Consider the following 12517-nt stretch of genomic DNA (forward strand, 5'->3'; position numbering starts at 1 on the left):
ACCGGTCAGCCGATGCGCCAGGTGTCCCCGGCCAGCAGCAGGTCGTTCAGGTCGCCCGGACCCTTCTCGCCGACGGCCGCTTCGAGCTGGGCGGCCATGAGCTCGTCGTAGGAGGGGCGGTCGACGTCGCGGAAGACCCCGATCGGGACGTGCTCGAACGAGGGCTCGTCCAGCCGGGAGAGCGCGAACGCCAGCGACGGGTCGGCGCGGTGGGCGTCGTGGACGAGGATCTCCTCCTCGCTCACCGCCGACCTCGGGACGACCTCGATGCCGCCGTCGGCCGCCCGGCGCACGGCCTTGGAGGCCGAGGCGATGGGCATGCCGTGCTCCAGGCGCAGCGTGATGTCGTCGCGCTGCTCCGGGTCCTTCAACGGCTCGAAGGCGTTGTCGTTGAAGATGTTGCAGTTCTGGTAGATCTCGACCAGGGAGGTCCCCCTGTGCTCGGCGGCCTCGCGCAGCACCGACTGCAGGTGCTTGCGGTCGGAGTCGAGGGTCCTGGCCACGAAGGACGCCTCGGCGCCGATGGCCAGCGAGATCGGGTTGAACGGCTTGTCCAGCGAGCCCATCGGGGTCGACTTCGTGATCTTGCCGACCTCGGAGGTCGGGGAGTACTGCCCCTTGGTCAGGCCGTAGATCCTGTTGTTGAACAGCAGGATGTTCAGGTTGACGTTGCGGCGCAGCGCGTGGATCAGGTGGTTGCCGCCGATGGACAGCGCGTCGCCGTCACCGGTGATCACCCACACCGACAGGTCGGGCCGGGAGGCGGCCAGGCCGGTCGCGATCGCCGGGGCGCGCCCGTGGATGGAGTGGAACCCGTAGGTGTTCATGTAGTACGGGAACCGCGAGGAGCAGCCGATGCCCGAGACGAACACCATGTTCTCGCGCTTGAGACCGAGCTCGGGCACGAACGACTGGACCGCGGCCAGGATGGCGTAGTCACCGCACCCGGGGCACCAGCGCACCTCCTGGTCGGACTTGAAGTCCTTCATGCCGAGCTTGACCTCGGACTTGGGGACCAGGGAGAGTCCGCCGCCGACTCCGGGGAGGGACACCTCGGTACTACTCACTGTCGATCACATCCTGGATCACGCCGGCGAGTTCCTCGGCCTTGAAAGGAAGCCCGCGCACTCGGTTGTAGCTGATGATGTCGACCAGGAAACGGGCGCGCAGCAGGAGCGCGAGCTGGCCGAGGTTGATCTCCGGCAGGAGCACCCTGTCGTAGGCGCGCAGCACCTCGCCGGTGTTGGCGGGCAACGGGTTGAGGTGGCGCAGGTGCGCCTGGGCGACCCTGCCGCCGCTCTTCCTGATGCGCCGCACCGCCGCCGCGATCGGCCCGTAGGTGGAACCCCAGCCGAGCACCAGCACGCGGGCGTCGCCGTCGGGGTCGTCGACCTCCAGCGCCGGGATGTCGTTCGCGATCCCGTCGATCTTGGCCTGGCGGACCCTGACCATCCGGTCGTGGTTGCCGCCGTCGTAGGAGATGTTGCCGGTGTTCTCGGCCTTCTCGATGCCGCCGATCCGGTGCTCCAGGCCCGCGGTGCCGGGGATCGCCCAGGGGCGGGCGAGGGTCTCGGCGTCGCGCTTGAACGGCAGGAAGGTCGTGCCGTCCTCGGCGTTCGGCCCGGAGGCGAACTCGGTGGAGATGTCGGGCAGGTCGGCCGCGTCGGGCACCTTCCACGGCTCGGAGCCGTTGGCCAGGTAGCCGTCGGAGAGCAGCATGACCGGGGTGCGGTACTTCACCGCGATCCTGGCCGCCTCCACCGCCGCGTCGAAGCAGTCCGACGGGGTCGAGGGCGCGATGATCGGCAGCGGCGACTCGCCGTTGCGGCCGAACATGGCCATCAGCAGGTCGGTCTGCTCGGTCTTGGTGGGCATGCCGGTGCTGGGACCGGCCCGCTGCACGTCGACCACGATGAGCGGCAGCTCGGTGGTCACCGCCAGGCCGACGGTCTCGGCCTTGAGCGCGACACCCGGCCCGGAGGTCGTGGTGACGCCCAGCGCCCCGCCGAAGGCCGCGCCGAGCGCCGCGCCGACGCCCGCGATCTCGTCCTCGGCCTGGAAGGTGCGGATGCCGAACCGCTTGTGCCGGGAGAGCTCGTGCAGGATGTCGCTGGCCGGGGTGATCGGGTACGACCCCAGGAAGAGCGGCAGCCTCGACTGCACCGAGGCGGCGATCAGGCCGTAGGCGAGCGCCTGGTTGCCGGAGATGTTGCGGTAGACGCCCGGGGGCAGCTTGGCCGGCTTGATCTCGTAGGAGACCGAGAAGGACTCGGTGGTCTCGCCGTAGTTCCAGCCCGCCTGGAAGGCCGCGATGTTGGCCTTGGCGATGTCGGGCTTCTTGGCGAACTTGGTCTCCAGGAACTGGATCGTCGCCTCGGTGGGCCGGTGGTAGAGCCAGCTCAGCAGCCCGAGGGCGAACATGTTCTTGGAGCGCTCGGCGTCCTTCTTGGACAGGTCGAAGCCCTCCAGCGCCCTGACCGTCAGCGAGGTCAGCGGCACCGGGTGGAGCCGCCACTCGGCGAGCGAGTCGTCCTCCAGCGGGTTGGCGTCGTAGCCGACCTTCTGCAGGTTGCGCTTGGTGAACTCGTCGGTGTTGGCGATGATGTCGGCGCCGCGCGGCAGGTCGGAGAGGTTGGCCTTCAGCGCGGCGGGGTTCATCGCGACCAGGACGTTGGGGGCGTCGCCGGGGGTGAGGATGTCGTGGTCGGCGAAGTGGAGCTGGAAACTCGACACGCCCGGCAGGGTGCCTGCGGGGGCGCGGATCTCGGCGGGGAAGTTGGGGAGCGTCGAGAGGTCGTTGCCGAACTCCGCGGTCCCTGCGGTGAAGCGGTCACCGGTCAGCTGCATGCCGTCACCGGAGTCGCCGGCAAACCGGATGATCACGCGGTCGAGTTGCTGAACCTGCTTGGTCACAGCTCAGTCCTCCTCGACGCGACAGCGCGCCGTTGTTCGTGGCACATTCTTTTTTCCATGCTAGGTCCTCGGGGTGACGCGTAGTCTTTTCGCGCTCCACTCGGCGGAGGAAAGTGACCTTTGTCGCATTGTCCTCGGCGGCCTTGAGTCGAAGCCTGGGGCGTGCGTGCACGGCGCATCGCGGGCCTCCAGCGGCCCGCGGAGAGGTCACGATCGCGGACGGCCGGTCCGACACAGCCCGGCCGCGAGCCTGCACAGGTCGACGTGCAGGCGGCCGAAGAGGACGGTTGTGGTCACGCCGTCCAATATATGTCCCGTCCTCGAGCGGCTCTCATCGCCTCCGGTTATGGCCTCATAGCCCCAGGGTATGACGCCGGCAGTCGTTCCGGCGACTCGGCGCCGGCCCCGGAGTCGTAGATCCAGCCCGGTCGCATCGCGCGCGGGCCGTACAGCTCGGGAACGGTGACGAAGGTGTAGCCCGCCTCGGCGAGCCTGCGCACGATCTCCGGCGCCGCGTCCACGGTGGCGCCGTGGACGTCGTGCATGAGGACGATGGACCCCGGGCCGGTCCGGGTGACGACCCGGTCGGCGATGACGCGGGGGTCGGGCTCGCCGCGGTCGTCGGCGTCGACGTTCCAGCGGACCACGGCCATGCCCAGCCCGGCGGCGGCGCCGGCCACCCGCCCGTCGAGCCCGTCGTACGGCGGGCGCATGAGCGTGGGGGCCTGTCCGATCGCCTGGGCGATCGCGTGCTGGGCGCGGTTGAGCTGGGAGGTGACCATGAGGGTGGTCAGCGTGGTGAGGTCGCGGTGGGACCAGGTGTGGTTGGCCACCAGGTGCCCCTCGTCCCGCATCCGCCGCAGCAGGTCGGGGCGGGCCGAGGCGCCGGAGCCGAGGCTGAAGAAGGTGGCCCTGGCCCCGTGCCGGCCGAGGACGTCGAGCAGCCGTCCGGTGTCGGGGCCGGGTCCGTCGTTGTAGGTCAGGGCCACGCAGCGGGCCCTGGCGCAGTCCACGCCGCCCGCCCTGGAACTGCGGGCCGGGGGCTTGTCGGTGCTCGCCGCCAGCATGTCCCGCTGCGAGGTGCCGGACGGCCTGGGCGCCGACGCGACCGCCCGCCGCGCCCGCAGGCCGGTCGGCGACAGCAGCGGCCCGGAGACGGCCGACGGCACGGCGACCGCCACCCGCCCGGTGGACCTGGAGGCCACCTGCCCGTCGTCGAACTCCACGACGAGGTCGCCGCGCGGGTTGAAGACCAGGGAGTCGAACATCCTCGGGTCGAGCCTGAGCGGGTCGAGGCGCACCGGCGTTCCCCGCCTGGTCATCTCGTTTTCGACCAGCCCCACCAGCGTGGACATCGCGGCGTCGTCCCTGATCAGGCCCGCGGAGCCCAGGACGCGGCGGTCGGTCCGGTCGTACCAGAGGGTGGTGCGCGACTCCCGCCAGCCCGCGTCCATGGAACGGCCGATGCGCAGCCGTACCCCCAGCACCTCCTCGGACGCGGCGGCCAGGAGCCAGTCCACGTTGAACTCGGGAGCGGTCGTGGTGTCGCCGGGGGCCTCGCGCCAGGTGAAGCGGCGGAGCTCGTCCTCGACCGTGTCGCGGAGCCGGTCGGTGAGGCGGGGGGCCCCGGTGACGGCCGGGTAGGCGGCGTGCGCCCGCCGGCCTCCGCGCTCGCCACTGCTGAGCGTCCGGGTGGTCAGGCCGCTGACGGCCGACGGGTCCACATAATTGATCATTGTCGGTTCCGAGGGCAGGGGGGCCCTCGTCACGGGGGAGGCGGTGGCCGCACCGCAACCGGCGAGCATTGCGGCCACCCAGGCGATTCCTCCGATGAATCGCTTATTAGGCATGAAAAGAGGCTAAACGTAATAATGAGGTATTTACTCGGATTTGATATTAGGTACACGGAGGCTTTAGGCGTCCCGACGCCCCGGGCCGGTCCCGCTCCCGGGGGTTCCCATCGCGTGACGGGGGCGGCGGATGCTGCTATAGGTAGGACGAGGGAGTGCCGCGGCGCGGATCCCGGGAGGAGAGGCCATGAGCGGATATTTCGGCTCCTACGTGGTCGTCCTCGCGTTGTTCGCGATCGGCCTGCTGATCGTCGCGGGGGCGCTGCTCGTCAACCGGGCACTCCGTCCCAGCCGCCCCACCCACGAGAAGCTGCTCACCTACGAGTGCGGCGTGGACCCGGTCGGCGACGGCTGGGCGCAGTCCCAGATCCGCTACTACGTGTTCACCTACCTGTACGTGGTCTTCGCGGTCGACGCGGTCTTCCTGTTCCCGTGGGCGACGATCTTCGCCGCCCCCGGCTTCGGGGCGGCCACCCTGGCCGAGATGTTCGTCTTCCTGGCCTTCATCGCGCTCGGCATCCTGTACGCCTGGCGCAAGCGCGTGCTCACCTGGACCTGAGCCCCGGCGGGCCGACGGAGCGCGGGCGCCGACACCGAAGGAGAATGCGTGCCATGGCGGATCTCCCGATGCCCACCGTGGGGCCGGTCTCGCGGCTGGCACCCAAACCCATGCGCTTCATCCTCAACTGGGGGCGGCGCTACTCGCTGTGGGCGTTCAACTTCGGTCTGGCCTGCTGCGCGATCGAGTTCATCGCGACCTCGATGAGCAGGCACGACTTCATCAGGTTCGGGGTGATCCCGTTCGCCAACGGCCCCCGACAGGCCGACCTGATGATCGTCTCCGGCACGGTGACCGACAAGATGGCCCCCGCGGTCAAGCGGCTCTACGAGCAGATGCCCGACCCCAAGTACGTGATCTCCTTCGGCGCCTGCTCCAACTCCGGCGGCCCCTACTGGGACTCCTACTGCGTGACCAAGGGCGTCGACCAGATCATCCCGGTCGACGTGTACGTGCCCGGCTGCCCTCCCCGGCCCGAGGCCCTGCTCCACGGCATCATGATGCTCCAGGAGAAGATCGCGGCCGAGAACCTGGGTGATCGCTATGCCTGACCTGCCCGTCCCCGCGCCCGATCCCGCGTCCGTCCCCGCGTCCGTCCCCGCGTCCGTCCCCGCGGCCGTGCCCGCGGCCGGGGCCCTGGCCCGTCTCTCCGGAGACGGGCGCGCCAGGGTGTCGGAGTCCTTCGGCCAGACCACGGCGGACGTCGACGCCGGCGACTGGGTCGACCTGCTGGCCGCCGCCAGGGCCGAGGGGTACGAGTTCTTCGACTGGCTGACCGCGGTGGACGAGCCCCCGGAGGAGTTCGCGGTCGTCGCCCACCTCTACGCCCCGGCCTCCCGCTCCCGCCTGCTGCTGCGCACCCGCGTACCGCGGGCCGACCCCCGGCTGCCCAGCGCGGTCGGGGTCTTCCGCGGGGCGGACTGGCACGAGCGCGAGACCTTCGAGATGTTCGGCGTCGTCTTCGAGGGCCACCCGGACCTCGTCCCCCTGCTGCTCCCCGAGGGGTTCGAGGGGTTCCCGCTCCGCAAGGACTTCGTCCTGGCCGCCCGGGTCGCCAAGGCGTGGCCGGGCGCCAAGGAGCCCGGCGAGTCCGACCACGGCTCGCCGAGCCGCCGCAAGACGCTCCCTCCCGGGGTACCGGCCGGCTGGGGGCGCGACCGTGGTGCCTGAGACGCCCCGCCGGAGGTGCCCGTGACCGCCGTGGTGCCCGAGCCTCCTCGCCGGAGGTGCCCGTGATCGCCGAGGTGCTCGACGCCGCCGTCCGGCTGCTCGTGATCGTCGCCGCCTTCCTGGTGCTGCCGCTGGTCGCCGGGCAGATGGAGCACAAGGTCATGGCGCACATGCAGGCGCGCCTGGGTCCCATGTACGCCGGGGGCTTCCACGGCTGGGCCCAGCTCGTCGCCGACGGGGTCAAGTTCATGCAGAAGGAGGAGGTGATCCCGGCCGCCGCCGACCGCCGGGTCTTCGCCCTGGCGCCCGGCGTGGCGCTGATCCCCTACCTGCTGGTCATGGTCGTGATCCCGATCGGCCCCGGGCTGGTCGGGGTCGACCTGGACGCCGGGCTGTTCTTCGTCCTCGCCGTGATGGGGGTCGGCGTGCTCGGCTCGGTCATGGCCGGGTGGTCGTCGGGCAACAAGTACTCGGTCCTGGGCGGCATGCGCTCGGCGGCCCAGCTCATGTCGTACGAGCTGCCGCTGGTCCTGGCGGCCTCCAGCGTGGCCATGGCCGCGGGGACGCTCTCCCTGCCGGGCATCGTGCAGGCCTGGCAGTGGTGGTGGCTGCCCTGGCAGGCGATCGGCGGGGTGGTCTTCTTCGTCGCCGGGCTCGCCGAACTGCGCCGCCCGCCGTTCGACATGCCGATCGCCGACTCCGAGCTCGTCATGGGCCCGATGACCGAGTACACCGGCATGAGGTTCGCGCTGTTCATGCTGGCCGAGTACGCCGGGATCGTCGTGGTGTCCGCGCTGACCAGCGTGCTGTTCCTGGGCGGCTGGCAGGGGCCCTTCCTTCCCGGGCCGGTCTGGATGCTGCTCAAGGTCTTCCTGCTGGTCTTCGTGATCATCTGGCTGCGGGTGAGCTACCCGCGCCTGCGCGAGGACCAGTTGCAGAGGCTCGCCTGGGTGGTGCTCGTGCCGCTGGCGCTGTTCCAGCTCGCGCTGACGGGGGTCGTCAGGGTCGTCGCCGGGTGACCCCGCGCCTCCTCCTCGCCGGCCGATCCGGCGTCTCCTTCTCACCGGTCCTCGCGCGATCGGGCCGCCGTACGAGATGATCTGACGTTCGAAGCGCCCACGCTGGGCAGGGAAGTAATACACCCTGTGACACCACCTGCCAAGGACGGAACGCATGAGCCTCGCGCTTGCCGTTGAGAACCACGAACTGGTCGTCGACGTGCCGGAACATCCACCGGTGCGGCTGCCGCTGGCCGGTGAGGTCCGGGCGCGCACCATGCTGATCTTCGGCTATCCCGGCAGGGGCAGGACGAGGTACGGCCTGGCCGTGCTGGACGAGTCCGGCCTGGTCATGCTGGAGGCGCCGGGTGCCCGCTCCAGGGAGGAGGTGGAGGCGTTCGCCGCCGGCAACGGGCTGGAGTTCGAGTTCCGGACGTTCGACACGCCGCAGCGCGCCAGGGTCGCGCTGGCGCGCAGGTCCCCCAGGTGGCACGGGGTGACCTGGCGCCGGGCGCCCGCGCCGCTGCCGCGTCTGCGCGTGCCCGGCGCGAGAAGCCTCAGGCCGCCCCTGAGCTCGCCCAAGGTGTGGTGGCGCGAGCAACTGCTGTACGTGCTCATGTGGGCGGTGCTCGCCTACGGGGCGGTCTTCGTGGCGCTGGTGCTGCTGAACCTGACCGACACCCGCGCCGACGTCACCCGGGGGATGGGGGCGCTCGGCATCGTGGCGCTGGTGCTGGCGGGGCTGACGGTCGTCGGGGCCGTCGTCGTGGTCGGGATCGGCCGCCGCAGGACGCGCAGGCAGAACGCGCAGGGAAGGGTGCTCAGGCGCGAGGGGCAGCCGCACTGCCGGCTGGTGGTCGTCCACGACCGTCTGCTGCTGGAGACGGCGCGCAGGACCCGGGAGCTGGAGGCGTCCGAGCTGCTGCTGTACTCGGCGGAGTCCGGGGTGAGCGGCCTGCTGGTGGGCGGGGGGCTCTTCCACCTGCCCGGCCGCTGGGACCCCGAGGAGGTGGAGCGCTTCGCCTCCGGAAACGATCTGGAGCTCCAGGTTCGCGCGCTGACCCACGAGGAGTACCTGACCCTGTCGGAGGGGGCGAGGGACGCGGTGCCCTGACCCGCGCGCGTCCCCGCGTTCTCCCTCGCGTCCCCCCGCGTTCCCGCGTTCTCCTCCGCGTTCCTCCGCGTTCCCGCGTTCTCCTCCGCGTTCCTCCGCGTTCCCGCGTTCTCCCCCGCGTCCCTCCGCGTATCCCCGCGTGCTCGCGCGCTCTCACCGCCGGAGAACCGTTTCCCGGCCATCCCGGCCCTCCCGGCCACCCCGCTCGCCCCGCGACCCTCGGCCGGTCAGTGCACGATCCGCAGCATGATGTCGGAGGCCGTGGGCCGGTTGGCGGGCAGCTTGTCGAGACAGGCGGCGGCCAGCGGGCGCAGTGACGGCGGCATGGGCGTCAGGTCGGGATGGTGGTTGATCACCCGGTTCAGGATCGCGGGGATGGTGTCCTCCCCGAAGGCCGCCTGCCCCGAGGCGGCGAAGAGCATCGTCGCGGCCCAGCTGAACACGTCGGTCTCCGTGCCGATCGCCTCGCCCGAGAGCTGCTCGGGTGACATGTAGGCGGGTGTGCCCATGATCTTTCCCGAGGTCGCGGTCACCTGGTCGAGGGCGCGGGCGATACCGAAGTCGATCACCCGGGGCCCGTCGGCGCCGATCAGCACGTTGGCCGGTTTGAAATCCCGGTGCACGACCCCCGCCCGGTGGATAGCGGCGAGCGCGCCCGCCGTGGCCAGCGCGAGCCGGGTCAGCCCGTCCTCGTCGCGGGGTCCCCTGTCGCGGACGAGTTTCTCCAGGGAGACGCCCTCCACGTACTCGCTGACGACGTACGCCTGATCCTCGTTGATGTTCACGTCGAGGACGCGCGCGGTGGAGAACGTCGCCACCCTGCGGGTCGCCTCCACCTCGCGCAGGAAGCGTTCCCTGACCGCCCGGTCGCCGCCGACGTGGTCGTGCAGCACCTTGATCGCGACCTTCTGCCCCTGCGGTGTGAGCGCGAGGTAGACCTTCCCCTGCCCGCCCTTCCCGAGCTCGCCGATCAGCCGGTACGGCCCCAGCCGGCCCAGTGGGGTCCCGGCGTCCCGGTCCGGTACCGCGGGATCGTGGGAGGGCCGCCCGTGCGAGAGGTACCCGGCCGGGTGGGGCGGTGACCCCTGACGGGGCCGCCCGTCGCGGGGCATCTCGTCGTGCCGCTGCCCGCCATGAGGACCGTTGCCGTACGGGCCGTTGCCGTGCGGCCCGTTGTCATGAGGTCCCTTGTCGTACGACCCCTTGTCGTACGGGCCGGCGGAACCGTACGGGGGGACGTCGCGGCGGGTGTCGTAGGGGCCGGCGCCGTGCGGGCCGGTGTCGCGCGAAGCGGGCGGTCCGTGGTGAACGCCCTGCGGCGCGCCGCCCCCCATGCGCTGTGGCGAGGGCCGCTGCCACCCCGCGGGCGGGCGCATGGCCGAGGGCGCCGTCGGTGCGGTCGTGTGCGGGGTCCGGACGTGCCCGTACCTCGCGGCCGGGTGCGGGTGCCCGTCCACGGGACGCCGGAACACCGACTCCCTGATGATCAGGGCGTGGATCAGGCCGCCGATCCAGCTACCGAACAGGCCGATCGACCCGACGGTGTCCAGCCATACCGGGATGAGGTCGGAGTCGCCGTAGATCGAGGCGCCGGTCATGAAGACGCCGATGCCGATGCCGTAGAGGACGGCGGCGAGGGCCAGCAGCGGACTGCGCAGTCGGTGGGCGGCGTGGCCGATGATGAACGGCGTACCGATACCGCAGGTCAGCAGGGGAGCCAGGGCCCACAGGACGCTCCACGCCGTGGTGGAACGCGCCGGTGGCCGCGGCTGCCATGCAGGCGGTCCGTACTGGTAGGACATGGGGCGAACAATACGATTCTTTTGGCATGAACGCAGAGCATTGTGCTTCACCAGGGCGAGTGGGCGGCGGTTATCGAACACACAGTCTGTGGATAACTTCTGTGGATAACTTCGGGCCCGTGTGATCCGCGCCGTCGGGGCCATACCGGCGAGGTCTCCGGTGCCCGCCGCATTCCCGAGCGCCCCACCGTGCGTCATGATGTTGAGTTGTGGCGCGGATACCAGGAGTGGGACTGGCGAAGGGGCTCTCCGTGACCCTTCGCCACATGCTGAGCAGGTCGGTGACCCAGCAGTACCCCGAGGTCCGGCCGGAGCTGCCGCCCCGGAGCAGGGGGGTGATCGCGCTGGTCGAGGAGAACTGCACGGTGTGCATGCTCTGCGCCCGCGAGTGCCCCGACTGGTGCATCTACATCGACTCCCACAAGGAGACCCTCCCGGCGCCCGAGGGCGGCCGTCCCCGCGCCCGCAACATGCTCGACCGCTTCGCGATCGACTTCTCCCTCTGCATGTACTGCGGGATCTGCATCGAGGTCTGCCCCTTCGACGCCCTGTTCTGGTCCCCGGAGTTCGAGTACGCCGACGGGGACATCCGCAACCTCCTGCACGAGAAGGACAGGCTGGCGGCCTGGGCCGCGACCGTCCCGCCGCCCCCGGCCCACGAACCCAACGCCGACCCGCCCAAGGAACTGGCGGCGACCTCGCGCCCGGTCCGCCCCCGACCCACCCCCTCCTCCGGTACGTCCCCCTCCGGCGCGTCGCCCTCCGGTACACCCGCCTCCGCCCCCGCCACCCCCGCCGCCCCGGCCTCCAGGTCCGGCTCCGGTCCGGGTTCCCCGGATTCCTCAGGCTCCCCGGGTTCCCCGGCCCCCGGTGCTTCCGGTTCCCCGGCCACGGACGCCCCCGCCGCGCCTTCCGCGCCTTCCGCGCCTTCCGCGCCTTCCGCACCTTCCGCACCTTCCGCGCCTCCCTCGCCTCCCGGACGTTCCGCGCGGGCGCCGGGCGGGCCCTCCGGCCCCGCCACCTCGGCGGCACACGCGCGCGTCCGGGCCATCCGTCCACCGGGATCCCTCCCCAAGCCCGCGGACTCGTCCACGGGCGGCTCCTCCGCCGAGAAGTTATCCACAGGTAAGGGTGGCGTGCCCCCGGCGGCCGACGCGCCGGAGCAGACTTCTCCTGCGGATCCCAGCGGAGAGCCGAAGGAGGAGACGTGACCGAGGCGCCGTCCTATCTGTCACCGAGCGGGCAGGAGATCGTTTTTCTTCTGCTGGGCGCGGTGGCCGTCGGGTCGGCCCTGCTGGTCGTGACCACCCGGCAGCTCGTCCACGCCGCCCTGTGGCTGGTGGTCTGCTTCGGCGCGCTGGCGGGGTGCTATCTGGTCCTGACCGCCGAGTTCGTCGCCTGGGTCCAGGTCCTGATCTACGTCGGTGCGATCGTGGTCCTGCTGCTGTTCGGCATCATGCTGACCCGTGCCCCGATCGGCAGGACCGCCGATCTCGACAGCCCGAACAGGCCCACCGCCGCGATCGTGGCGATCGCCACCGCGGCCGTGCTGGTCACCGTCGTCGTCGACGGCTTCCGCATGGCCTACGTCCCCCTCGAACCCGGCGGTGGTTCCGCGCGTGAGCTCGGCTCCAGCATCTTCCGCAACTGGGTGCTCCCGTTCGAGGCGCTCTCGGTCCTGCTGCTCGCTGCCCTGATAGGCGCCATCGTCCTGTCCCGCACCGACATCCGCGGGAGGGACTGACATGCACGTCGTCTATCCCGCCGTCGTCTCGGCGCTGCTGTTCTCCATCGGCGTGTACGGCGTGCTCGCCCGGCGCAACACGATCCTCGTGCTGATGTCGGTCGAGCTGATGCTCAACGCGGTCAACCTCAACCTGGTCGCCTTCGACGTGTGGTTGCGCGACCGGCTGCACGGCGGGCAGGTCCTCACGCTCTTCGTCATCGTGATCGCCGCCGCGGAGGTCGGTCTCGGCCTCGCGATCATTCTCGCTCTCTACCGCAACCGCCGGACCGTCGACCTCGACCGTCTCCGCTCCCTGGCCGAGCCCGCCACCGCCACCCTCCCCACCTCCGCCGATTCCAGCCACGCCGGTTCCGCCCCCACCGCG

The 12517-nt window shown here is 71.0% G+C and carries 12 protein-coding genes and 1 pseudogene; 8 read left to right on the top strand and 5 right to left on the bottom strand.

Annotated features, from left to right (window positions below; all coding sequences use genetic code 11):
* Positions 1 to 5: 5 nt before the first annotated feature.
* From AB0G16_RS08575 to AB0G16_RS08590, 4 genes are all read right to left on the bottom strand, one after another.
* On the bottom strand, positions 6 to 1067 hold the full coding sequence (locus tag AB0G16_RS08575) for a 2-oxoacid:ferredoxin oxidoreductase subunit beta (protein ID WP_362800753.1): 1062 nt from the start codon (positions 1065 to 1067) through the stop codon (positions 6 to 8).
* Positions 1060 to 2913, bottom strand: a complete 1854-nt coding sequence (locus AB0G16_RS08580; protein WP_362800755.1) for a 2-oxoacid:acceptor oxidoreductase subunit alpha — start codon at positions 2911 to 2913, stop codon at positions 1060 to 1062. Before AB0G16_RS08580 ends, AB0G16_RS08575 begins: the two co-directional genes overlap by 8 nt.
* Before the next feature lie 207 nt (positions 2914 to 3120).
* Entirely contained in the window at positions 3121 to 3210 is a 90-nt protein-coding gene (locus AB0G16_RS08585) for a putative leader peptide (protein ID WP_362800757.1), read from the bottom strand.
* A gap of 47 nt (positions 3211 to 3257) precedes the next feature.
* Entirely contained in the window at positions 3258 to 4649 is a 1392-nt protein-coding gene (locus tag AB0G16_RS08590) for a polysaccharide deacetylase family protein (RefSeq protein WP_362800760.1), read from the bottom strand.
* Between the two features lie 301 nt (positions 4650 to 4950).
* On the opposite strand from AB0G16_RS08590, the gene ndhC reads away from it, so the two are divergent.
* The 5 genes from ndhC to AB0G16_RS08615 all read left to right on the top strand — a co-directional run bounded on the left by ndhC (position 4951) and on the right by AB0G16_RS08615 (position 8604).
* The gene (gene ndhC / locus AB0G16_RS08595; protein WP_362800763.1) at positions 4951 to 5322 is read left to right on the top strand and encodes an NADH-quinone oxidoreductase subunit A; all 372 of its coding nucleotides are present in this window, start codon (positions 4951 to 4953) and stop codon (positions 5320 to 5322) included.
* 110 nt (positions 5323 to 5432) lie between these two features.
* Positions 5433 to 5873, top strand: a complete 441-nt coding sequence (locus tag AB0G16_RS08600; RefSeq protein WP_246474028.1) for an NADH-quinone oxidoreductase subunit B — start codon at positions 5433 to 5435, stop codon at positions 5871 to 5873.
* Positions 5866 to 6492 (top strand): NADH-quinone oxidoreductase subunit C, encoded by a 627-nt coding sequence (locus AB0G16_RS08605; protein WP_362800766.1) that lies wholly within the window; start codon positions 5866 to 5868, stop codon positions 6490 to 6492. Before AB0G16_RS08600 ends, AB0G16_RS08605 begins: the two co-directional genes overlap by 8 nt.
* Positions 6493 to 6557: 65 nt before the next feature.
* Positions 6558 to 7511 (top strand): NADH-quinone oxidoreductase subunit NuoH, encoded by a 954-nt coding sequence (gene nuoH / locus AB0G16_RS08610; RefSeq protein ID WP_362800869.1) that lies wholly within the window; start codon positions 6558 to 6560, stop codon positions 7509 to 7511.
* Between the two features lie 154 nt (positions 7512 to 7665).
* Positions 7666 to 8604, top strand: a complete 939-nt coding sequence (locus AB0G16_RS08615; protein ID WP_362800769.1) for a hypothetical protein — start codon at positions 7666 to 7668, stop codon at positions 8602 to 8604.
* Between the two features lie 227 nt (positions 8605 to 8831).
* Here AB0G16_RS08615 and AB0G16_RS08620 read toward each other — a convergent pair whose 3' ends face one another.
* A complete protein-coding gene (locus tag AB0G16_RS08620) occupies positions 8832 to 10406 on the bottom strand; it encodes a protein kinase (RefSeq protein WP_362800771.1) in 1575 nt (524 codons plus the stop codon).
* A 251-nt stretch (positions 10407 to 10657) separates the two neighbouring features.
* Here AB0G16_RS08620 and AB0G16_RS08625 point away from each other — a divergent pair, with 251 nt between their 5' ends.
* The 3 genes and pseudogenes from AB0G16_RS08625 to nuoK form a co-directional block, all read left to right on the top strand.
* Entirely contained in the window at positions 10658 to 11617 is a 960-nt protein-coding gene (locus tag AB0G16_RS08625; protein WP_362800774.1) for a 4Fe-4S binding protein, read from the top strand.
* Complete coding sequence (locus tag AB0G16_RS08630) at positions 11614 to 12150, top strand: NADH-quinone oxidoreductase subunit J (RefSeq protein WP_362800777.1); 537 nt, start codon at positions 11614 to 11616, stop codon at positions 12148 to 12150. The genes AB0G16_RS08625 and AB0G16_RS08630 overlap by 4 nt, the downstream gene beginning before the upstream one ends.
* A gap of 1 nt (position 12151) precedes the next feature.
* A pseudogene (gene nuoK, locus AB0G16_RS08635) lies at positions 12152 to 12436 on the top strand (NADH-quinone oxidoreductase subunit NuoK); the annotation flags it as partial.
* Positions 12437 to 12517 lie beyond the last annotated feature (81 nt).

The sequence above is a fragment of the Streptosporangium sp. NPDC023615 genome, assembly GCF_040640155.1.
Lineage (GTDB): Bacteria > Actinomycetota > Actinomycetes > Streptosporangiales > Streptosporangiaceae > Streptosporangium.

What these genes read in the sequence shown, in the direction of transcription:
- AB0G16_RS08590 (WP_362800760.1), bottom strand. Translation starts at nt 4,649, where the DNA reads ATGATCAATTATGTGGACCCGTCGGCCGTCAGCGGCCTGACCACCCGG.
- ndhC (WP_362800763.1), top strand. Translation starts at nt 4,951, where the DNA reads ATGAGCGGATATTTCGGCTCCTACGTGGTCGTCCTCGCGTTGTTCGCG.
- AB0G16_RS08620 (WP_362800771.1), bottom strand. Translation starts at nt 10,406, where the DNA reads ATGTCCTACCAGTACGGACCGCCTGCATGGCAGCCGCGGCCACCGGCG.
- AB0G16_RS08600 (WP_246474028.1), top strand. Translation starts at nt 5,433, where the DNA reads ATGCGCTTCATCCTCAACTGGGGGCGGCGCTACTCGCTGTGGGCGTTC.
- AB0G16_RS08615 (WP_362800769.1), top strand. Translation starts at nt 7,666, where the DNA reads ATGAGCCTCGCGCTTGCCGTTGAGAACCACGAACTGGTCGTCGACGTG.
- AB0G16_RS08605 (WP_362800766.1), top strand. Translation starts at nt 5,866, where the DNA reads ATGCCTGACCTGCCCGTCCCCGCGCCCGATCCCGCGTCCGTCCCCGCG.